Here is a 21,476-nt window from a genome sequence, read left to right as displayed (position 1 = left end):
GTATTCCTATTATATACGGATTACAACTGGAATTCAAGCATTTCAAAATTTTCAGTAAACAAAAATATTGCCCGGACGAATCCGGGCAAGACCATTAACTTTTCCTTTTTCATGACTGCCTTATTCTTTTCGCTTCTTTTTCCACTGCGTTCCACCAATAGCCATAATCAATATCGCTATAAATGCCACTGTTTCATAGATCTGTACACCGGTATTTACCGGATCATCATCAATAAAACGTTCATTTGACTGAAGAACTTCATTCATCGCCATCAAATCCATAAAATCTATGTACGCCGCTTCTGTTCGATCAATTTAAAAAACAGTCCGGTAAATATTCGTATAATTGATTTCCAGCAGACTTACGCCATCTCTGCTGATCCTTCCGGTTCCAATCCGGTTGCCGTCTCCGTCATACAGTTCCCATGCTCCTTTGCTGCCGAAATAGTCCAGCATCGTGCCATCTGTATCCAGAAAAACCAGAAATGGCTCCCTGCTGCCATCCTCCAGATCCAGATACCGTTCCTGTGCATATCCCAGGCAGTTCCCCTCTGCGTCATAATAGCCGTATCCGGTAGAAGACTTTTCGCCTTTTACGTCAGATGTATACTCAACAGAAAACCATTCCTGATCATCTATATAGACCGTATTCCACTTCACATAACCGGCTGCCTTTCCATCTGCCAGGATCTTTGTTCCTCTGCGTTTGGAATACAGATCCGTATAGATCTCGATGGTAGACGCCGTATTCAATGCTTCTTTCGCCTCATCTGCACTGGCAAATTCCATTTCCGGAGTGTCTCTGCCACATCCGGTCAGCAAAAAAACAACCAGTAACAGCAATACGCCAATGCTCCATGTTCTCTTTCGCAAATACGCTCCCCCTTCTTTACTTTCTGGCTTCATTTTAGTAGCTGCTTCACCTGGTGCATTTTCCTCTCATTCCATTTTTATTCTGTATAATATTTTGCAACATTATCTTTTAATTTTTCAAATAACATGCAATATATATGAATAATATCCTGAAACTTTTCCTCTGCAAATGTACCATCATAATCATGTGCCAGCTGATTACGAACCCGCAGCATCTGTATCCATCTGTCATCATCTATAATCTTATTGGTAAATGCCTGCTGTAAGGTTTCTCTTGGTGAACCTACGGCAAAATCCAATATTTCCATTTTCTTTATCAGAATATCCTTCATAACTTTCCAGGAAATATCAAACGTCAGATTAAAATTCAATACTGTACCTTCTAAAACAAACTCCTGTTTTGGATCCGCATGTTTACTCTTTTCCAGATTATTTAAACTTTTGCAAAATGTATGGTAACGATTAATAAATTTGCTTTCCATATTTTTTTATATCCTCCAGAAGATATTCATTTTTTATAGAATCATAATCAAACAGATCAATTTTTCGAAGTGTATCAATCTGTGAAATGTCATTTTCCAATTTCCAGAAATCCCTGCATCCGTACACTACAAAATCAATATCACTGGTATCCGTTGCTGTCCCAGTTGCAAAAGAACCAAACAGATCCAGTCTCTTCACTTTGTTTTTTTTGCAAACTTCCGCTACTTTAGCAATCACTTCTGATACTGGCATCACATTCATAAGAAACTCCTGACTGATTTTAAATATAATTTTTATTCTATCACAAATATAAAAAAATGTCACTGATCACCAAAATTGTGTTATATTATTCTCATTTTAAAACAGGCGGCGATTCCATAATCAAGTGAAATCACCGCCTGTTTCTTTACTTATTCAAAATATTCTTTACTTAAATGATCGATTGTTCCGGTTTATTCTGCTTTTTCAAAATATACGATAGAATTTGGTTCTGGTTCAGCACCTTCTTCTTCTGAATCAATATAATCAATATTCTTCAGAAGTCCAGTATCCTGCAGATTCAGGGACAGATTATCCGGGCTTAGGAAGAGACCGAAATGACTCTCGCTATCATCAATGAGTTCCAGTTTCAATGTCTGATCCTCCAGTGTACCCTTCAGCTCTGTCTTTGTCGATTCCTCATCGTTAAACTGATCCTTTAATTCCAGAGATGCTGTACCGTCTTCTTTCACAACTAATGTAGCTTCTATTCCCCAGGTGTCAGAAGACATTACCATCTCATCCATCTCAACAGCAATGATTTTCCAGGTGCCTGCAAAGTCGCTTAGTTCCACTTCGTCTGTCACAGGATTACCGATGATGGATGACCAGTCGGTTGCTTCCGGTTTTTCTCGGCTGAAGGTCATGATCGTACTGTCGATATCACCAATTAACAGTCCTTCTTCATCGATCGCCATTTTGACATCCTCAGCTGTATCCGAATGCATAATGATCTCTTCTCCTGCCAGTTCCCAGGTTCCCTGTTCTGGATCTTCACCGGACATAGTCATTTCCCAGGTATCATCGTCTCCAAATTCCAATGTGGCTTCCAGACCCATATCAGCCGGACTCATATTCATTCCTTCGATCTCCATTGTTGTAATATACCAGAGACCAGATACATCTTCTTTGGTCAGATCCTCAGCCAATACTCCTGTTGCCATCATAGCAGCCATCATTCCTGTTACCGCAAAAACTCCCATCTTCTTTGTCATGTGTACACATCTCCTTTCTAATAATGAAATATATTTTTTATTTTCTGCTGCCAGAGAGATTTCTTTTATCTGGCAGCAGGTATTACCGTTTTATGAATGATCCGTCATATTCCGTCAGGAAAGTCCATACGCACTGAGTATCTCTGCGATATCCGGCATTGGATTTTCCGGCATCTGACAGGTACCTCTCTTTACCTGGGACGCATCTGTAATAATCGCAGATCCCTGGAACTTCTGTGCCAGAAGCTGCATCTGTTCATCTGTAGTATCTTCCGGTACCAGAATGGTAACACTGCTGTTCTCTAAGTTTACCCAGTCTGTTTCCAATACATTTGGATCTATCCCTTCCAGACAGATGGTTTCGATTCCTGACAGCATTCCAAATGCTGTCAGATTCAAACGCTCCACTCCACTGCGAATATGAATTTCTTTCAATGACTCAGATCCGATAAAAGCACTGTAATCAATATCCTTTGCATTCACACAAATCTGTTCCAGACCAGTTACTCCGAAACACTGCATTCCGATACGTTCTACCTGATTCTTACACCATACAGTTTTCAGGTTCTTACAGTAATTAAACAGATAATTATCCATCTGACGGACTCCGTTCACAAAGATCACTGTTTTCAGTCCCTGTAATTCCTGGAATACACCATTATTGGTATTTTCTAACGGTGCATAGCAGATGACTGTTTCCAGATCGTGGCAATCCATAAAAGCACTGTCTTCTATGGATTTCAGTGTTTCCGGCAGGATCAGACAGCGCATTGGAATCCAGTCGCCCTCTTCCTGATTCGTTGCCATCTCTGAAGTGAGATAATCTCTGGCACATTCAAACGCATTATAGGAAATATTTTCTACCGGCACTCCACCAATCGTGCGCGGTATAATCACATCCACTGCTGTTCCGGTATATGCTGTAATCGTTCTGGTATCCGGATCAAATTCAAAGTTGTCTTCCGCCAATGGTTCATATGGCATTTTTACTAACGATGGTTCTTCTCCGACTCTGTGCAGAGTGTCATACCATGGATCCCCTCTCATATAACAGACAGATGCCGGTATGGTGATCTCTGTCAGTGCATAGTTACTGCCAAGACACCCACGCCCAATACTGATCAGATTCTCGGATAACGTAATCTGTGTCAGATTCTCACAGAAGCTTAAAGCACCGTTTCGAAGTACCGTCACACTGTCCGGCAGAACCACAGAGGTAAGCGTATCTGAACTTCCCAGACAACTCATGTACAGTACTTTGACGGGTACTCCATCCAGTGTATCCGGAACCACTACATTCGTGTCTGTACCCATATATTCCCGCAATGTATACGCTTCACTGTCAAAGTTCCAGATGGTTTCTTCTTCTGCCGATACACACACTCCTGACAGCAATATCAATATCATAAACAACCAGCATGTTTTTTTCATCATACGCCTCCTCCCTTCTTCATGAAAATTTCCTGTATTTTGTTTAGCAGTGGGAGAACTCTCTCATCTGTTAAATCTTCTGTCCGCAAAACTCGCAGGTACTTACACGACCTTTTACTGTTCTGTTATTTGCTCCACAGTATGGACAAATCCGATCCTCATAGATCTGTTCTTCTACCTGTTTGTTCGGCGCCATAATCTCTATGCATTTTTTCTCCATATCTATCTTCAGGTTCTGCAGATATCCCCTCCGAATCAGATATTTTATCTGAGCAGGTACATGACGTCCGAGTTCCGTCTCCAGTTTCTGAAAACTGACTTCCGCTTCTTCATAATAAGATAACCAGCCTGCGATCTTCTGTGTTCTTCGATAACATATGAATTTACGAACGGTACGAAGAATCGGCCACAGGAAAAGTCCCATAAGCACAAGTCCTGCTATGATACCAGAAAGCTCTTCTCCAGTACAGATATCTTTTTTCACAACCTGAACAGATGAAGCTACGCAAAGCACACAGAAAATGCTGATCATATAGGATAATAATTTCACTTTTTTTGCATTATTTCCAAGATATGGATTCATTTTTTATACTTTCTCCTCAGTTACATTAAAATTTTCCACTGGATCCTCCGTGAGTTTCACCGGACGAGCTGGTATGAGTACTGCTTCCGCCACCGGAATCAGAAGAACTGTTATCCGAACTTGAGATATCTCTGGACGAAACTGTACGGTTGAGCAGAATTTCTCTGTTGGTTCTGGCTTTCAGGCTTCCCTGTACGATATAATCTCTTGCACTCACTTTTTTTCTTACTGTCTTCAGACGCTTCTTCTTACCCTGTGCCCTGAAAAAAGCGATAATGCAGCCAATGACAATATCTATCGGAAGCCAGATAAATGCCACAGAACCTTTGGGAAGATTGTCTGTATCATAAGGTTCTCCCTCTTTTGCCTGCGTCAGGAACTGATCACATAATTCTGCATATTTCTGAAATCCCTGTGCATACTCTCCATCACTGATATAAGATAAAAAATGATCTGTCATATAGTTCTGGCCTGCATCGGTAAAGGCTGTAATTGCGAAACCATGAGTACTAATCGCCCAATCGCGGTCTTCCATTGACAAAAGCAAAAGAATTCCGTCCCCGTCCTGACCCAGTCCATAACCGTTGAAATCAAAATAATCATCTGCATAGCTTTCCGCTGTTTTGCCATCCAGAGATGCCACCGTTACGACAATGACATCGCAATTCTGTCTTTCACTGATCTCATCCAGCTGCGCCAGCAGACTGTCTGCTTCATCGTCACTTAAAAGACCAGCTTCATCTTTCAGACGTTCACCGGACGATGCCTCTTTTGGCTGTGTTGACTGTGTGTCTGAAGACATTGCATCTACGTTTACAAGTCTTCCAGAAAGTATCATCAATATCAGTGCCATCGACAATAAGAGCTTTATTTTTGAAATAGTCTTCTTCATCTGTCTGCCCTCCTATACCATATATATAATCATCCACATGAGCGCATACAGTACAGCTCCGATTGCAACGCCTCTGGATGCCACATATTTCCAGAATGCGCCTCTGTCAAACGGCAGATCTCCTACCATTTTTCCGGTCTGTCCATTCATGGCAAAAATATATTGATTTTTCTGCCACGTCGTATTTAGAATCCATACCGGATACAACACATACCAGTATCTGGCATCTATGATATGTACATCACTGGACATGGTGACTACAGAATCATACTTTGAAATTCCAGGTTTTAACGCTTCTTCTGCACTTCGTTTGATTCTTTCTTCTGCCCGTTTTCGCCCTTCTGTCATTTCGACATCGTATCGGTCTGCCATATATCCGGACAAATAAGCGGCCTTAAATGGAACAGCATCCTGAAACTGATAAGGTTCAATAGATTCCATCAGTTTATCATCCATTTTTCTGGAACAGTCTACCGGAAGGTGCTCGAATGACAGGGATCCGCTTCTTCCCAAATCATAAGTTGCCCTTTCGGTATATTCGGTATCACCGGATGTCCAGACTTTCACTTTTTCTGCTTCATAGTTCACATCTGCATGGACTTTCGTATCAAACAGCCAGAACGGTACATACACACCTTTGATTTCATCGATATGATTCTCTTTTGCAAAAATTCCAGGCAAGAATTTTTTCTTTGTAAGATGTTTTTTATAGGCTGCTTTTGCCGCTTTTTTGTCCAGTTTAAACGGTATAATATAATCCGGTTTCAGGTCGCCCGAAAATGTACCTTTTATAACTACCTGATTTCCACAATATGGGCAGGCAGTTGCACCTGTCGTTTTCTCTGCGACAATCTCTCCACCACAGGACTGGCAGGAATAGACAGCCATATTTGCTGTTTCTTCACGGGTCCAGGAAGAATCGCCTCCCATAGCTTCCCAGCAGGTATCCCTCTGCTGCATACCGGTCTGTTCTTCCTGAACATCCTCCCATTCATCGATTCCTACTTCCGTCGCACAAAACGGACATTTTAATTTCTGGGTGTTACTGTCAAACTCCATTGATCCACCGCAAGATGGACACTTATATTCCATTGTGTCTGCCATACTTCATCACCTCATCTTTTTGATTCTATCTGTTACTTCTGATGCATTACATGATCTGATCATTCCAGTCGATTGGATCTCCGCAGAATGGACAGAACTTCGGAATATTGGTCATATCTGTTGGCGTCCATCCACATTTGTCACATTTGATGCTTGCAGCTGGCTGAGTATTCATCTGTTGCTGATAACCTGTCTGCCCCATCTGCTGGTACATCGGTTGTTGTCCCATTGGCTGCTGGTATGTCTGCTGACATTGTGTCAGTGCGGCTACATTCTGATTACCCAGATTTTCTGTATCGAGAATTCGTCCCCTGTCATGTTCCGGGATGGAAAATGTATTCAGCGATATTCTCATTTCATTGAACCATGGAGCGCGAACACCGATTTCTATTTTATAATCATAAGAATAGTTGTATCTTGGCGGATCGTAGCTCTGTTCATTTCCTTCTTTATCCTCGTAGAATTCCTCTGTACGTTCCTGCTCCACATCCAGACGGCAGCTTGTGATCTGAGACAGTTCCAGAATATCCGGATTATTTTCTACATTGATCCGGGATGCGATGGTAAACCATCCGTGTTGATCATCAATAAACACATGCGCATTGCTGCCTTTAAAATCTCTGGTGATCTGGAACATCTGGACTTTTTTCTTGTTGTCTTCCCGATAAGCTAACTGCTGACGAATTTCTTCCACTGTGCTGTGTCTGCGATCAGAAAACCATGGTGAAAGTTCTTTGGCACAATTTTTGCACAGATTTCCATCATCCAGTTTCCTGTTCCCCAGCATTCCAATTTCACCGCCACAAATATCACATACCTTTTTTTCAAATAATTTTCCTAAAATACCCATACACTACACCTCCCTGGACCTTTTTCTTTATTATAAAAAAAATGAATAAAGCTATCTATCCTAATATTAGTACCCTTTAATAACCAGACCACTTTCTCTTGCAGCTACAGCGAGCTGCGTCCGTGACTTAAACTGTGTTTTTTCCAACATAATCTTTACATATTTCCGCACGGTCCAAATAGACAGATGTAGATTTGCCGCAATTTCCTCATCCGTGTCCCCACTGGTCAGCTCTCTTAAAATTTTCAGTTCCTGCTCTGTAAATTCTGTGCTGAGCGCCCCGCCGATCTTCCGGTGCGGAGTACTGTCAGGATAAATATGCTCCCCGTTCATTGTGCGTTCTATCAAATCTAAAATCACTTCAGAAGAAGGTTCTTTATACCAGAAACTATCTACTCCTGCTTCCTTTGCACGGTGAATGAAATCACATTCCGGCTGGCTGGTCACCATTAAAATTTTGATTTCTGGATGATTTTTCTTTATTTTTTCTGCAGCAATAAGTCCGCTTGCATGAAATGCCGTACAGACATCCATAATAATCAGATCTACCTGCCTAGTCAGACAATACAATTCTGCCATAGATGCGCTTTCAATTGATCCTGCCAGCACATACCGCTCACTGTTTTTCAGATAAATTTCAAACAATGTTCTGGTCATAGGATCATCTTCTACAATCAGTACCTGTGTTGGTATCATGTTCTCTTCCTTTCTCCGGCAAAGTGACTGCCAGAACAAATTCTGGTTTTGTAAAAATATTCATACTTCCACCGACTTCTTCAAGGCGAATACGCAGAGAACCAAGTCCGCCGCCTTCTGTCACGATGGATTCTGGTTTTTTCCCATTATTTGTAAAAAATATATGCCATCTGGTGTCATGCTGTATTTCAATCTGCAGCTGATCTGCTCCACCATGGCGCACAGCATTTGTCAGTGCTTCTGCCGCAGAAGCCATTAACAGTTCCAGTGTCTTTTCTGCTGTTGGAATATCTCCATATACGATAATCTTCACACCTGCATCTTCTGCCGTTTTTACAAATTGCTTCCATTCATTTTTTTCTTCTGAAATCTCTGCTTCTTTTTTCAAAAGCAATACCACATATTCCCATCTTTTTCGTACACTTTCTTTTTCGATAACGGATTCGGTCTGTGTCAGATATGCTCTGGATGCCAGGAGCGCCTGCCCCATTTCTTTGTGAATCTGGATCTTGGTTTCCAGAATTTCACGGCTGCGCACATATGCATCCATATTTTCACCATGTTGTCTCAGTCTCTGATTCATTTCTGTAAGCTGACTGTTTTCCCTTTTCAACTGTTGAGATAACTGATACAATTCTGAAATATTTACAGCTGTCAGCTGCCACACATTTTTTGTATCCATTTTCAGCAATTGTCTTTCAAAAGACCAGATTTCTCCATTTTTCATACGCAGGCAATGTGTTCGTTCATGCCATACCGGTTCTGCAAGATTGGTTATCTGATCTCGTGATAATCTGGACCAGAAAACATTTCCATTCTGAAGATCCTTTCCCGTCAATTCCTGACATATCTGTTCCATTTTCCAGTTAGACAACAATATAAATCCCTGTTTTGTAAAAAAACAGAGTCCCATCGGAAGATATTCCACACTTTCTTTTATAGCAGATTTTGTCAGTGTATTTCTTTCATAATGAACTACATGCCAGATCATCCTGCCTGTCAGCATTGTCAGACTTAACAGTATGATTATGATTACACAGGAAGGTAATTGGCTGATTTTCATCACTAAGATCTTTCCATCTGATAACCTGTTAAAAAAGAGTTTTTGATTTACATATCGAAATGATAACAATATGATTCCTGTTATCACTAAAATACTCAGACAGAATCTCAGTATCGGTTTTTCTTTCTTCCATACCCCTGTCAGCATGCATCCAAACTGAAGCAGAAAGAGCCCGTACAGACACAGAAGAATCATTCCCCTTGTAACTCCTGACATTTGTGATACCGTAGTCATGCTCAAATTCTCCTCTATTCACACCAAATCTGATTCTATTGTAAATTCTAAATACCAGGTTTTTTCCAGTTGTCTGATATTCACACTTCCGCCCACTGCATACCAGTGGTTCCATTCTGGTATGTTCCAGTCTTTTTCCAGATCCATCTGGATTCTCATACAAATCTGATTATCTGACACACGAACATTCAAAAGCAGTGCCTCAGTCTGATCCAGTATCTGTTCTATCAGCTGTTCAAATGTATCATATACAGCAATCAGATATTCTGCCTTTGTTTCTCCCTGGCAAGAGCTGTCCATAGACACCATGGTTCCATAAAGCTGCATCATTTCAACAGACTCTTTCAGGCAAAAACTTAATTCCCTGGCCTGAAGCAGGGCTGTATTCTCTGCAATTAATGCAAGATTGCATCTCCGTTTGATATAAGCACTTAACACACAAATATGCGCCAGCTGCTTCTGTTCTTCCTTTTCGTCTTTCTTTTTTAATAACCGTTCTACCTGATCTAACTGTCCTGTGACTTCTTCTGTCATACGGTCATATAGACGATTTTTTTCTTCGACCTGCAACTTCTTTTCTCGAAGCTCCAGTTCTGCCTTCATCAGATCGTTTTTCTCCGATAATTGTTTTCCCGCCTTCTCCAGAGCGTCTGTAAACGCCAGAATCTCCGAGATATCTTCCCACCAGAGGATCCATCCTCTGGTTAACTTACCACATTTCAGCCGTTTTCCATCCATGACGATACCCTCATGTTCCAAACCGGTCATCCAGGTCCGGACTTGCGCTTCCGGTTGTTGTGCCTGACCGGATACATAACGTATCTTTCCTTTTTCATCTGCAATATGTGCTTCAATATTTGCAATTTCAAACAAACGGTCATATTGGGAATTCGAACGAATCAATCCACTTTGTATGCAGCTCTCCAGCAAAAGAACAATCATAACACAGTTCAGTGCAGTCACATCACACTTCAATATATTCATGCAATACAAAACTGTAATGACAACTTCTGACAGCATGACAAAAACCGGAATTTTTCGAAACCATGGTCTGCCAGGCGCACGGCATTGCCACAGCAATGACAGAACAAAGTACAATCCAAGCGAAATGCTCCATCCGGAAACCAATAAATAACCTGGACCATATGTATAATATCTGTCTGACAATGCTGCACCGTCCGGAAAGCAAAAAACAAGTTGATGAAGATCATTGGTAAATACCAGTAATAATAATAGGATGGCCGGAAGATACATCCGTTTCCATTTTCCAGGTAATTCATAGTCCTCTGATTTTCCAAGATATTGAATGACAAATACGCCAAACAATGGCACAAAGATCAATGCTATATAATATGCATACCAGCAGTATCGGTTCGCCCAGCTATCAGCTGGAAAAAACATCCATTTGCAGGTTCGTATGTACAGCCATAGTACTAACAGACTGGCAGCTGCCAGCAGATAACGTCTGACAGAAGCCTGCATAATCCGCTGCTTTATGGTACTCATCCAGATAAACAGCAGTCCGGCATGAATCAGATGACGACTGAACTGTAAGATTGTTTCCAGCAAAATGCCATCTTCTTCTCTTGCAAGTTCTCTGCTTACCGCTGCACAGATAAGAAGACAGACACTGATTACCGAATAATATATTTTTTTTCAGTTCCATTATGTAACCTCATAACTTCCACAGTAACCACAGCTTTTTATTTCCTGATTTTATTCTAACATAAGAACAAAGATGCTGCCAATGTGCATTCGGGCAGATTTTCCTCCTGCATAAAAAAACACAGCAGCCATAGATGCTTTTTCTCATACAGCTGCTGTGTTTTATTCTTTTATTTATAATCCATAACCAGAAACATTGATTTAATCGCCACTACTTCATCGTATTCTTCCTGCTCTACCACGACATTTGAATTTAATGCCTTTAAATCCTGCTTCAGTACCTGAAGAGCACTTTCCAGATTCTCTGCACGTCCTTCCTTTAAGATCTCCGTCATACGTTTCAAAACGACTGGATGGGCATAATAAGCCGGAACCGGGAAATCCGGACAGGATTGTATATAATGTTCCATAGCATTTATGGAATCTTTCAGTTTCTGTTCCAGATACTTTCTGTTATTTTTTGATGTTGGCAAAACATTGGCTCCTGCAAACAGAAAAATTGCTGCCAGACCAAATAACAAAAAGTAAATACCAAATCCTGCATGGGTAATCAGTGAATAAACACCATAAGCAAATGCCCCTGATCCCATCACCGTAATCGCAAGTGCCACCCATTTGTAAGCCGGATTACTGCGATCATAAATACGCTTCTTCCTGGCTGACTGACTTAAATCCATATACAGATCTGATTTTCTGTGAAGATACTTTTCTGCCTGCTCCAGATTCTGAATACTCATTTTTGCTTCGTCTGACAGATTGGATACATATTTCTTTTCAGCCAGCCGTCTGGCTTTCTCAGCCAGCTTTCGTTCTGCCTCCACACTATGCAGTGGAATATTGGGAAAATTTGTTTCCACAAAAGCAAGCAGACGATCTACATCCTCTTCATGTTTAAAATTACACTGCTTTTGCTTTCCGTTATCATACTCCACCACCAGATATGGCAGTGTGCCAAAAATTCCCTTTCCGGTAAACCCGCCTTTGCTCATAGCCACTCTTTTAAAAATTCTGGTAACCGATTTGACTGGCACATAATATTGACGATCAATATAAAAGCTATTCAGATATAGTGCCTTCTTTCCGACACCGCATGGTCCAAACTTCCGACAATTCTTTTTATCCTGCTTTATTTCTTCCTCCGGGAGCGATATTGCTCCAAGCTTCTTTGTTAACATCATGATCTGTTCTCTCTTTTCACTTATTCTGATCTGGTGCACGGTATCCGACACTCCATGTCAAAGCTTTATTAAAAACAGACCAGGCGAGAGTCCCTCCCCCGCCTGATCTGTATAAATCAGCTGATTTGTCTCCTGTCGAGTTCTTCCCGGCTACATGATTTTTATGCGGCTTTCACAGGTTTCTTTGTTGCATGAATAAAGATACCCAGAAACAGTGCTGCCAGAATGATTCCTGCCGGATATGCAATTGTGGTGGAAAGTCCCAGGCACTCAGATGCACATACAAAATAGGTCATGGATACTGCACTCATGAAAGTTGCCGGAACCGCTGTGATCCAGTAGTTCTTCTGTTCACGATACAGATACATACTTGCGGTCCATAATACGATCATCGCCAGAGTCTGGTTGGTCCAGCTGAAGTATCTCCATACAATCGCATAATCCAGATGTCCGATGAAAGCACCTGCTGCCAGCAGCGGCACACAGAGTACCAGACGTTTCTGAATCTTGTTCTGATCGATCTTGAACCAGTCAGCCAGTACCAGACGGGCACTACGGAAAGCCGTATCACCAGAAGTAATAGGGCAAACGATAACACCGATCATAGCCAGAGCCACACCTACAGAGCCCATTGTCTTAATACATACATCATAGATCGCTGCGGACTGACCATTTGCAAGGATCTCTTTTAATCCTGTGCTGAGTCCACCGGTTACTTCGTATACTGCACAGCCTGCTGCTGCCCAGATCAGAGCGATGACACCTTCTGCTACCATGGCACCGTAGAATACGAAATGTCCCTGTTTTTCAGACTTCATACAACGAGCCATCAACGGTGACTGTGTGGAATGGAAACCAGAGATCGCACCACATGCTACGGTAATAAACATGAAGCTCCAGATCGGTTTTCCATCCGGATGCATATTGGTAAAGTGGCTCCAGATCTCAGGAATGGTATATGCCGGATTGGTGAATATACCAATGATAACGCCCACTGCCATGATGATCAGGCAGATACCGAATATCGGGTAAATACGTCCGATGATCTTATCAATGGAAATAAAGGTAGCAATAAAATAGTATGCCAAAATGATCCACAGCCATACTTCTACACTGGCCATAGCTCCGCCAACACCAGCATTCTTCAGCAGTGTCACGATCAGGCCAGCAGGTCCAACTGCAAATACGGTACCTACCATAACCAGCAGAACCACGCTGAATACTCGCATGATGTTCTTCATCACACCGCCAAGGTAAATACCACATACCTCAGAAATGGATGCTCCATCATTTCTCTCAGAAAGCATACCGGAGAAATAATCATGTACACCACCGGCAAAAATGGTACCAAACGTGATCCATAAGAACACTACCGGTCCCCAGAGGGCACCCTGCATAGCACCGAAGATCGGTCCCAGTCCTGCAATATTCAGCAACTGTACCAGGAACAGCTTCCACTGTGGCATGACAACGTAGTCTACGCCGTCATTGATCCTGACTGCAGGTGTCTCTCTGTCATCCGGTGCAAAGGTATTCTCTACCACTTTGCCGTAGACAAAGTATCCGCCCAGCAGCAGGGCAAAACAGATAATAAAACTTAACATAACAACACCTCCCACGTGTTTTTCATCATTCTTATTATAGTACAATCTGTACATAATTCAATATGCTTTGTCCTATTATCCGTCAAGTCGCTATACTAATTTCATATTCATATCATACCTTTTTGGTATAAAGAAAGGAGCTTGTTTCTTCTTTTTCGGGGCCGGTTCACGCCCGGCTGCCCGGTACCCGACCACGGATTTCACTTGTCTGTCATCCTGAATACGAACTTGGAATTCTCCCAATGGGTGAATGCTCTTTACGACCAGCGGATGACAACGGCACTGATCGGCAGGCTGACCCATCATGTAGAACTGATCCTGTTTCCTGGTATCAATAACCGATTACGGGAATCCAGCATTAATGAAACACTTTCAAAGATCAACAGTCAGAATGGGTAAATTGCCCTAAAGTAAAGTCTGCTTCTACGCAGGCAAAATATTTAAAGAATGTCTGCAATGCCCTTTTAAATAGCTGGCAGGTACCATGACTTCCAGCCGGGCTTGCAATTACCTACAAAATGCAGCTGCAACGACCTTCAAAAAGTTTTTGCAATTTTATGCAAAAAGGTCTTGCAAAAAACAATCAAGGACCGTTACGGATGCGGATGTACGGTTATAATACCCCTCCTTATCCTATCGTTTCCAACATCACACGGCACCGTTTCACATTGCAGGCAATACCATATTTCATTATTTTATGAATTCCATCCCGTTCCAATGCTTCCGTGTAGTGTTTATCTATAATCTGCCTCAGCGCCTCTTTGCACTCTGCTTCTTCTTTTCCATCCTGTGCATATTTGATCTCTATCACAATCCCAATATTCACATCATCGATTCTGATCAGGATATCACTGTACCCATCTCCAGACTCTTTATTCGATGAAACCATCCAGCCGCCTTTAAAACTTAAAATTCCAAGTAAAATACCGTGATAAAAATTTTCTTTTGTAGGCTTCCGTACAAATGTATCCCTGACGCTAATGGTCTTCTTCATATATTCCGTAAAAATCTGCTCTACCTTCTCCGGTTTTCCCTGGAGTAATGCATTACAAAATTCATTTACCATCTGGCCGTCTTTTTCTACATTATCTTTGAATAATTCCAGGATATGTTCTGTTATAATGTTTCTGATCTCTCGGTTTGGCACTACCAGATAATATCGATTTCCATTCGTCTCTCCACGCTGCGTAAGATAGCCCGTCATAAACAACGTGCTCCAGAGATTGTCAACTGACTCGTAAAGTTCCCTGTAAGTAAGATTCTGTCGGATTTCCTTCTGTACACTTTCTCCATTCACCAGTTGTTCCAGTTCCATTCGCGTTATCTTTTTCTGTTCACCAATACTATCTATAAAATGCTCCAGAACATCATTCCCACTGGTATTCAACCAGTAATTTTCCGGCGGCAGTGTTGGATTGTTTCGATGTCGATCACAATAACTAATCACATCCCATGGACAATATACTTCGGCATTTCCAAAACGATATCCATCATACCATTCCTTCACCGTTTCATAGTGCTCTTCCTGACCATAATACTTCAGTAATTCTTTTACTTCAGCATCCGTAAATCCAAAATTCTCATCAAAATCTACATCCGTAATCGAATACACATTAAAATTATTCAATCCTGTAAAAATACTATCTTTCGCCACTCGCAGACATCCGGTCAATACCGCGAACTTCAGGCTGTCATTCGTCTTCAATACATTTTCAAAAAGATTTCGGATCAGGAGCACCATTTCATCATAATATTCATGCTCGTTTGCCTCAGCAAGCGGTACGTCATATTCATCAATCAGAACAATTACCTTTTTCTGATAATGTTTCTCCAGAAGTTCCGTAAGTTCCCTCAGACTGTCCGTTAACGTTGCCATATCCATGCTGCTATCCAACAGCCTGTCAAATTGCTTCAAATCGGATGTTCTTAATCTTTCACTGTCTTCCAGAAATTGCAGGCGCCGTGCCTCCCGGTTTATAACCCGGATAAGCTGTGCTTTCGCATTTTCATAATCTGTCGCATTTACACCTTTCAGACTGATCGTCACTACCGGGAATCTTCCCATATATTCTTCACACAGTTTCTTATTTCCACAAATATACAGCCCATCAAACAATGACTTGTCCGTGCCAATCTCGAAAAAATACCGCAGCATACTCATGTTCAGTGTTTTTCCAAAACGCCGCGGACGCGTAAAGAGATTCGCCTGCCCCCACTGAGTTAAAAGCTCCTCAATCAATTTCGTCTTATCTACAAAATAAAATCCTGACTTTCGAACCTCTGCAAAATTCTCAATTCCAATTGGAAGTTTTAGCCTTTCAACCATACACTGCCCCACCTGTTCTGTTTTCCTGTTATCTTCCACAACACTTCTTAAATTTCTTTCCGCTTCCACATGAACACGGATCATTTGGATACACCTTCTATACTCTCTACCCCATAATAACTTGCCATATAAACATTTGGCCAGTGCCTGACACCTTTTACTTCATAGAACATATCCATCAGTCATCACTTGCTTTCGGATTGTTTGGAAATGTTCTTTTACAATTATCTTACCAGCAAAAAATCTTTTTATCAAGCAGCACTCCTCTGTAAATGACTTTTCTTCGCCAAACCTTCGTTTTTCGAAGAGTTTGCTGTAATCGTTCATGGACGCAGAAAATACCCCTTTTCTGCGTCCTTCTTTTATAGTTTTGCGTTCTTGCTTCCTTGCAGTCTAGATTTTACAAATCTTTTAGTAAACTTTTATCTGCTGTTTTTTCTTTTTATTTTTTCTTATTCTGTCAAGCCTAAATCTATTGATTTTATTTCAGTTCTTTTTCAATCACCTCTATTTTCTTGCTCAATTCTTCTTTTGACAAAAGATTAATTACCTGATTTTCTACATTTACTTGATTTTTTGATTTTCTTGTTTTAACATTCATCTTGAATACCTCTTGTGTTTTTAGATTTTACCAACTGCCAGGTCAGTAATAATCTAAATTTACTTGAGGTATTCTTTTTGGTCAATTTCCTTTACTCTTTAAAGTATACAGGAAGCTTCCTGACAAGCTTTTGGTAGACAACGGATCTCCCTACTCTAATGAACAGCTTTCCATGATCTGTGTAGCCCTTGGCATTGTTCTGATTCATACCCGTCCAAGAGATGGCGCCTCCAAAGGCAAATCTGAACGGCTCCCCGATACCTGACCACGGATTCAGCTTGTTTCTTCTTTTCCGGGGACGATTGCGTGCGAATTTTTCTTCTAATCTCTCCTGAATATATCTCTTGTATACACTTTGTCCAGACTTCAGCATAATGAAGGTGTCAGCATAAATACCATCAATACATTATGCAACATTCTCGACTGTGATATTGAAGATATTGCTACTCATTACAAAGACTAACGCAAGCAGATTCCTCTAAAGGATATGATTTTCTGCCTGTACAATTTCCATTTGAATTTGTATATAATCGTCTATCTCTTTTAGCGAAGCTGACCTCACTTGCAGCTTGCCGCAATCTGGACAACGTTTCTCGTATTTGGCTGCTGAAAATGTGTATTTACAAGCATCACAAGTAAAAATTTTTTCTGTCGCACTTTCCAATTTCATCAACTCCCATTCCGCCCAAACACTAAAAAACTTTATTCGAACATTCCTGATGCCGCAATCTTTTTTACAGCCTCAATCGCAGTTTCATAGTTTACATCTTCTTCCAAAATACGAGCAGTAATTTTTTCATAATCATCTTTATAAATTTCATTCTCTATCAAAAAATTCAACATCTCTGACACATTAACTTCCGATTGAGCAGATGGACAGATATTTGTCATAGCACGAACACTGCGCACTTCCTGAATAAGTGCTCTAAACTCTTCTGTCTGCGGGACGATTTGAAGCAGCTTATAAATATCATAAATGTGCCGTGAATGCTTTTTTACTCTGTCCTGCATATAGTAATCACAAATAGCAAAAACCTTATCCACAAGAGTACGGTCAAGTCCCTGTACCTTCATTTCAAAAGGTTCCAGGTGGAAATTTTCCAGTTCATCTGGAGCCTCTTTCGTCATCATATCACCGATATAACTATGAACCTGAAGAATAACTGTCGGGAAAGCTATTTCCGCAAAAGATGTCTCCATCAGCACAGAACTCTGAACGGCATCATCAGGTTCTGACAGGGCTGACTGATATTCCAGAATATATCGATTATAACTTCTGCGGCTGCGTGTTTCCCCGATATTGGGAATTGCAAGCCCTAACTCAGCTGCAATATCCTTTATAACTTCTTTCAACTTTTTCATCTGCCCCTGTGACAACCTTGAATCAATTGTAATATCAATATCCTCTGAAAAACGTTTGATTGCTTTATGACATTTCGAAAGCGATGTTCCACCTTTAAACACAACAAACCCTTGTCGCTTCGATAATTCCCGTAAAATCATGGTCACATAGTAATCTTTCTCCACGATAACCGGAAGGATATGAAAATATTCGCTTGCCAAATTGACAGCGTTTATAAATTCTTCTTTATCTTCATGCAGATACGCCATTTAATAACCCAACCTCATACATATTTTTATAAATGCGATCCGGATAATACGGTAGAAATGGTTTCATGCTTTCAAATCCGATATTTTTCTTTTTCATATAGCCAAGTAATCTTTTTGTCAGCTCCTCTCCATCCACCTCAGAAATATCCACAACTTCTTTTATCAAGTCAAGAAATTGAAGTGTTTCCGCATTTTCCGTATCAATTTCACAATATGGTTTTCGAAGTATAACACGTAAGTTTGCCAGCTTGGTTTCTCTATATTCTGTTGTTGCCTTATTTGTATATACTTCATACAAAGCTGGAACCTGTGTAGTCAGACCAAGCTGATTTGCAAAGAGAATTCCGCCAACATAACCACAGCGGTTAACACCATCTTGCAAATATTTTTTTCGAATAACCTCATCTATCGACAGGGTTGAACCGGAACGAAACATTGATTTTTTTGGAATATAATATATCCCTGCATCAAACCGTTTCAGTCTTCCCTCTTCTGTCAGCTTCTTCATTTGTTGGCGAACAGATACCGGTTTCATGTCGGGAATATCTAATTCCGCTAAAAAAATCGGTTCATTCGGCTTATACTTGTTTTCTATATATTCATATACCTCATTAATTAAAGCCACTTTTCCGCCTCCTCTCGATACTTATTAGAAGTATATCGCTTCTCTATTGTTATTATACGTTAAAAATAATAAAATTACAAGTCACTGCTTACATTTTAAAGCTACCACGGAAGCTTAAGAATTTCTTCTTTCCGGGGTACGATACCGGCAAACAGAAGCATCACCTACCACACAATTTCAAGAATTCTATTATTAGTAACATTATTTTGTTATCAATAACAGAATTTTCTTTTTCGCACAGAGGAGCATGTGTTCCACACACGGCAACATCATCAAAACTTAATTACCTTCGGCTCATGAGTGAAAGAGCTAATGATAGCCACACCATTCTTGAAGTAGAACACCTCAGTGTTGCCATCATCTGCGGCATACATCTTCTTCAGACCCGGATACGCATCCAGCATGGACTGTCTTGCTTCCACACGGTCATCCTCTACCAGTTGGCCAGCGACGCGAATCCACTCGCCGCCTTTAAATGCACACAGTTCTGCTTTCGGATTGGCATGCAACTGCTTGGAAACATCCTTCTTCTTGCCAGTCTGGATGTACAGCTTGCCTTCAAAAATATGTACCGTGCCAAACGGACGCACTCTCGGCTGGTCGCCTTCGACCGTTGCCAAGTAATATGTTTCAGCTTCTTTTAAGAACTTTACTGTGAACTTCCTCGATAATTAACTCTCGTTTCTGAATGCCGAAGTTACATAAACACAGAAACATTGATTTTAAGCTAAAATCCATCACTTTTTGTAATCATTTTTCGAAAATAGTGCTATAATAATAGAGAGTTAATTAACTCTCGTTTGGAGGGCGCCATGTATTTTGATTATGAGGTCAAAATTCCAGATTTCAGACATGGAATCACAAGAAAAACGATCCGGGGAATAACCTATATTTACTATGCTTACGACCACAAGTATAGTTCAGATAAGCATTATACCATTCCGAAGAATACAACAATTGGTAAGTGCTTGAATGCTTCGTCAGAGACGATGTATCCTAATACTAATTACTTGAAATACTTCCCTGAGGCTAAACTTCCAGAGATGAATGAAAAATCTGACCGGAGTGCCTGTCTCAGAATCAGAGCATTCATTGTGATTCGTAAGATCATTGCAGAATATCATCTGGATGAGATTATCGGCCACCTGATTGGGAAGGATACCACATACAGCTTGGATGTGGACTCGTAGGTTGGCTCGATGAAGAAAAAGGAAAAGGCATTGAGGAGCAATGCTCCTGCCAGCAGACAAAGCAGCAGGTAATGCCATTTGTCCAGCAGCATATAGGCCAAATCCAGAAGATCGATCTCCATCTCATCATTCATTTGTTCATGGTTCATGTTGATGTTCTCCTCATGTATTTTTTTAGTTTGGATCTTGTATATCCAACTTATGTTTCTTTATAAAACAGTTCCAGAATGGCTTCCTGAAGGCTGTCCTCGTCCGGCGTGAAAGTCTGCCATTCATCCTCATCCGTTCCATAGGTGCCATGGTCACAGGTGTCTCTTCCTGATCGTCAATCATCAGCAACGCAATACGGCTGAATTTTCTGGCGCTGATATTGGTCGTCATATATGCTTCCAGACCATGGTAGAAATCCAGCGGGAAGGTATTGTCCTCACTGCACTTTGCTGCAAAGGCGGCCTTCAATCCTTCTTCGTACTGTGACTGACGTGCCAGACGGTTCTGGTTGGTGTCATCCTACTTCATGGATCGTCGTCCCCTGACAAAGTTCTCTGCCTGCGTATCAGTCAGTGTAACCGTTTCTCCTTTTTTCAGGGTATCGTCTACACCGGTAAAATCATCCTCGACGGTGACTGTGACACCCCCTACCATATCATTGACGATCTGGATGGCACTCATATTTACCATAGAATATCCATCAATCTGAGCTCCTCCCAGCAGGTTGGATACCGCTTCGATGGTATTTTCCGCACATCCTTCTGCACTGGAATGGTCAGCTCCCATGGAATGTGCCAGAGAGATCTGCACCTCAGCGGTGCCTTGATTGCTTCCGTTTTCCCCATAGAACTGCACCGGTGTAATGGTATTCCGGTCGATGGTCAGAATCTTACACTGCTCGGTACTGCGATCCCGGACAAGCAGGATCAGTACATCACATTGTCCAGGTTCTTCGCATCCCGCTCGGCAACGGTGCCTGTCGCATCGATACCGGAAAAGAGGTAGGTCTCCAGATTTCCCTTTGGCGTATAGGTCTTGCCCTTGTATACGATGTCCTCCGACCTGGTCTCTGTCTGTTCATGCTGAAGCAGCTTTTTGTCTGCGGCACCCAGGACTCCGGCGACTACGCCGATTCCCACTGCCAGCACCACTGCTGCCAGCCCAAGCTTCTTATATAGTTCCTTCTTTTTTTCTTTTCTGCTTCGGTATTGGGTCATAGCTGC

At 41.4% G+C, this 21,476-nt stretch carries 27 protein-coding genes and 1 pseudogene; 3 read left to right on the top strand and 25 right to left on the bottom strand.

From position 1 onward, the window contains the following. Nucleotides 1–120: 120 nt before the first annotated feature. The 15 genes from OCV47_RS00690 to OCV47_RS00620 form a co-directional block, all read right to left on the bottom strand. A complete protein-coding gene (locus OCV47_RS00690; RefSeq protein ID WP_262653067.1) occupies nucleotides 121–267 on the bottom strand; it encodes a hypothetical protein in 147 nt (48 codons plus the stop codon). Between the two features lie 48 nt (nucleotides 268–315). Next, entirely contained in the window at nucleotides 316–906 is a 591-nt protein-coding gene (locus tag OCV47_RS00685) for a hypothetical protein (protein WP_262653065.1), read from the bottom strand. Nucleotides 907–950: 44 nt separating this feature from the next. Next, nucleotides 951–1,355, bottom strand: a complete 405-nt coding sequence (locus OCV47_RS00680; protein ID WP_256296286.1) for an HI0074 family nucleotidyltransferase substrate-binding subunit — start codon at nucleotides 1,353–1,355, stop codon at nucleotides 951–953. Continuing rightward, entirely contained in the window at nucleotides 1,336–1,617 is a 282-nt protein-coding gene (locus tag OCV47_RS00675; RefSeq protein WP_256296285.1) for a nucleotidyltransferase family protein, read from the bottom strand. Before OCV47_RS00675 ends, OCV47_RS00680 begins: the two co-directional genes overlap by 20 nt. A 191-nt stretch (nucleotides 1,618–1,808) precedes the next feature. After that, on the bottom strand, nucleotides 1,809–2,609 hold the full coding sequence (locus OCV47_RS00670) for a hypothetical protein (protein ID WP_262653062.1): 801 nt from the start codon (nucleotides 2,607–2,609) through the stop codon (nucleotides 1,809–1,811). Between the two features lie 114 nt (nucleotides 2,610–2,723). Continuing rightward, a complete protein-coding gene (locus OCV47_RS00665; protein ID WP_262653061.1) occupies nucleotides 2,724–4,043 on the bottom strand; it encodes a leucine-rich repeat domain-containing protein in 1,320 nt (439 codons plus the stop codon). Between the two features lie 67 nt (nucleotides 4,044–4,110). Continuing rightward, on the bottom strand, nucleotides 4,111–4,623 hold the full coding sequence (locus OCV47_RS00660) for a hypothetical protein (RefSeq protein WP_262653060.1): 513 nt from the start codon (nucleotides 4,621–4,623) through the stop codon (nucleotides 4,111–4,113). A 25-nt stretch (nucleotides 4,624–4,648) separates the two neighbouring features. Beyond that, nucleotides 4,649–5,515: a TPM domain-containing protein gene (locus OCV47_RS00655; protein ID WP_262653059.1), complete on the bottom strand. Its 867-nt coding sequence runs from the start codon at nucleotides 5,513–5,515 to the stop codon at nucleotides 4,649–4,651. Between the two features lie 12 nt (nucleotides 5,516–5,527). Then, a complete protein-coding gene (locus tag OCV47_RS00650; protein WP_262653056.1) occupies nucleotides 5,528–6,619 on the bottom strand; it encodes a TFIIB-type zinc ribbon-containing protein in 1,092 nt (363 codons plus the stop codon). 46 nt (nucleotides 6,620–6,665) lie between these two features. Further along, nucleotides 6,666–7,469, bottom strand: coding sequence for a DUF4428 domain-containing protein (locus OCV47_RS15815; RefSeq protein ID WP_331481086.1), 804 nt, complete (start codon nucleotides 7,467–7,469; stop codon nucleotides 6,666–6,668). Nucleotides 7,470–7,535: 66 nt separating this feature from the next. Next, a complete protein-coding gene (locus OCV47_RS00640; protein ID WP_256296279.1) occupies nucleotides 7,536–8,165 on the bottom strand; it encodes a response regulator transcription factor in 630 nt (209 codons plus the stop codon). After that, nucleotides 8,131–9,462, bottom strand: coding sequence for a sensor histidine kinase (locus OCV47_RS00635; protein ID WP_262653053.1), 1,332 nt, complete (start codon nucleotides 9,460–9,462; stop codon nucleotides 8,131–8,133). The genes OCV47_RS00640 and OCV47_RS00635 overlap by 35 nt, the downstream gene beginning before the upstream one ends. A gap of 18 nt (nucleotides 9,463–9,480) precedes the next feature. Continuing rightward, the gene (locus OCV47_RS00630) at nucleotides 9,481–11,031 is read right to left on the bottom strand and encodes a histidine kinase N-terminal 7TM domain-containing protein (RefSeq protein ID WP_262653050.1); all 1,551 of its coding nucleotides are present in this window, start codon (nucleotides 11,029–11,031) and stop codon (nucleotides 9,481–9,483) included. A 266-nt stretch (nucleotides 11,032–11,297) separates the two neighbouring features. Further along, nucleotides 11,298–12,302: a DUF998 domain-containing protein gene (locus OCV47_RS00625; RefSeq protein WP_416888002.1), complete on the bottom strand. Its 1,005-nt coding sequence runs from the start codon at nucleotides 12,300–12,302 to the stop codon at nucleotides 11,298–11,300. A 164-nt stretch (nucleotides 12,303–12,466) separates the two neighbouring features. Continuing rightward, nucleotides 12,467–13,909: a carbon starvation CstA family protein gene (locus OCV47_RS00620; protein ID WP_262653047.1), complete on the bottom strand. Its 1,443-nt coding sequence runs from the start codon at nucleotides 13,907–13,909 to the stop codon at nucleotides 12,467–12,469. Between the two features lie 141 nt (nucleotides 13,910–14,050). Between OCV47_RS00620 and OCV47_RS00615 the strand changes: the two genes are divergently transcribed. Next, nucleotides 14,051–14,308 carry an ATP-binding protein gene (locus OCV47_RS00615; RefSeq protein ID WP_331481085.1) on the top strand — a complete coding sequence of 86 codons (258 nt, stop codon included), beginning with the start codon at nucleotides 14,051–14,053 and terminating at the stop codon, nucleotides 14,306–14,308. A gap of 229 nt (nucleotides 14,309–14,537) precedes the next feature. Here the strand turns inward: OCV47_RS00615 and OCV47_RS00610 are convergent, their stop codons facing one another. Both OCV47_RS00610 and OCV47_RS16130 read right to left on the bottom strand, forming a co-directional pair. After that, the gene (locus OCV47_RS00610) at nucleotides 14,538–16,235 is read right to left on the bottom strand and encodes an ATP-binding protein (RefSeq protein ID WP_262653439.1); all 1,698 of its coding nucleotides are present in this window, start codon (nucleotides 16,233–16,235) and stop codon (nucleotides 14,538–14,540) included. A gap of 28 nt (nucleotides 16,236–16,263) precedes the next feature. Further along, complete coding sequence (locus tag OCV47_RS16130) at nucleotides 16,264–16,329, bottom strand: SEC-C metal-binding domain-containing protein (RefSeq protein ID WP_416888001.1); 66 nt, start codon at nucleotides 16,327–16,329, stop codon at nucleotides 16,264–16,266. A gap of 862 nt (nucleotides 16,330–17,191) precedes the next feature. Here OCV47_RS16130 and OCV47_RS15955 point away from each other — a divergent pair. Further along, entirely contained in the window at nucleotides 17,192–17,299 is a 108-nt protein-coding gene (locus tag OCV47_RS15955; protein ID WP_262653045.1) for a helix-turn-helix domain-containing protein, read from the top strand. 15 nt (nucleotides 17,300–17,314) lie between these two features. On the opposite strand, the gene OCV47_RS00600 is transcribed toward OCV47_RS15955, so the two are convergent. The 4 genes and pseudogenes from OCV47_RS00600 to OCV47_RS00585 all read right to left on the bottom strand — a co-directional run. Continuing rightward, nucleotides 17,315–17,500 carry a hydrogenase maturation nickel metallochaperone HypA gene (locus OCV47_RS00600; RefSeq protein WP_262653044.1) on the bottom strand — a complete coding sequence of 62 codons (186 nt, stop codon included), beginning with the start codon at nucleotides 17,498–17,500 and terminating at the stop codon, nucleotides 17,315–17,317. Nucleotides 17,501–17,538: 38 nt separating this feature from the next. Then, nucleotides 17,539–18,447 (bottom strand): nucleotidyl transferase AbiEii/AbiGii toxin family protein, encoded by a 909-nt coding sequence (locus tag OCV47_RS00595; protein WP_262653042.1) that lies wholly within the window; start codon nucleotides 18,445–18,447, stop codon nucleotides 17,539–17,541. Then, on the bottom strand, nucleotides 18,431–19,072 hold the full coding sequence (locus tag OCV47_RS00590) for a hypothetical protein (protein ID WP_262653041.1): 642 nt from the start codon (nucleotides 19,070–19,072) through the stop codon (nucleotides 18,431–18,433). Before OCV47_RS00590 ends, OCV47_RS00595 begins: the two co-directional genes overlap by 17 nt. Before the next feature lie 272 nt (nucleotides 19,073–19,344). Beyond that, nucleotides 19,345–19,722: pseudogene (locus OCV47_RS00585) on the bottom strand (pyridoxamine 5'-phosphate oxidase family protein); the annotation flags it as partial. Nucleotides 19,723–19,884: 162 nt separating this feature from the next. Here OCV47_RS00585 and OCV47_RS00580 point away from each other — a divergent pair. After that, nucleotides 19,885–20,262 carry a hypothetical protein gene (locus tag OCV47_RS00580; protein WP_262653040.1) on the top strand — a complete coding sequence of 126 codons (378 nt, stop codon included), beginning with the start codon at nucleotides 19,885–19,887 and terminating at the stop codon, nucleotides 20,260–20,262. Here OCV47_RS00580 and OCV47_RS00575 read toward each other — a convergent pair. The 4 genes from OCV47_RS00575 to OCV47_RS00560 are packed head-to-tail and all read right to left on the bottom strand — an operon-like array spanning nucleotide 20,193 to nucleotide 21,470. Then, nucleotides 20,193–20,411 (bottom strand): Wzz/FepE/Etk N-terminal domain-containing protein, encoded by a 219-nt coding sequence (locus OCV47_RS00575; protein ID WP_262653039.1) that lies wholly within the window; start codon nucleotides 20,409–20,411, stop codon nucleotides 20,193–20,195. The two genes, OCV47_RS00580 and OCV47_RS00575, sit on opposite strands and share 70 nt — an antisense overlap. A 25-nt stretch (nucleotides 20,412–20,436) precedes the next feature. After that, on the bottom strand, nucleotides 20,437–20,721 hold the full coding sequence (locus OCV47_RS00570) for a PDDEXK family nuclease (protein ID WP_262653038.1): 285 nt from the start codon (nucleotides 20,719–20,721) through the stop codon (nucleotides 20,437–20,439). A gap of 51 nt (nucleotides 20,722–20,772) precedes the next feature. After that, nucleotides 20,773–21,132, bottom strand: a complete 360-nt coding sequence (locus OCV47_RS00565) for an LCP family glycopolymer transferase (protein ID WP_262653438.1) — start codon at nucleotides 21,130–21,132, stop codon at nucleotides 20,773–20,775. 47 nt (nucleotides 21,133–21,179) lie between these two features. Beyond that, nucleotides 21,180–21,470 (bottom strand): hypothetical protein, encoded by a 291-nt coding sequence (locus OCV47_RS00560; RefSeq protein WP_262653036.1) that lies wholly within the window; start codon nucleotides 21,468–21,470, stop codon nucleotides 21,180–21,182. Between the last annotated feature and the right edge of the window lie 6 nt (nucleotides 21,471–21,476).

The sequence above is a fragment of the Muricoprocola aceti genome (genome assembly GCF_025567005.1).
In the GTDB taxonomy this organism is placed as follows: domain Bacteria; phylum Bacillota; class Clostridia; order Lachnospirales; family Lachnospiraceae; genus Marvinbryantia; species Marvinbryantia aceti.
Note: the sequence above shows the minus strand (reverse complement) of the source record. Positions and strands in the feature narration are given on the sequence as shown.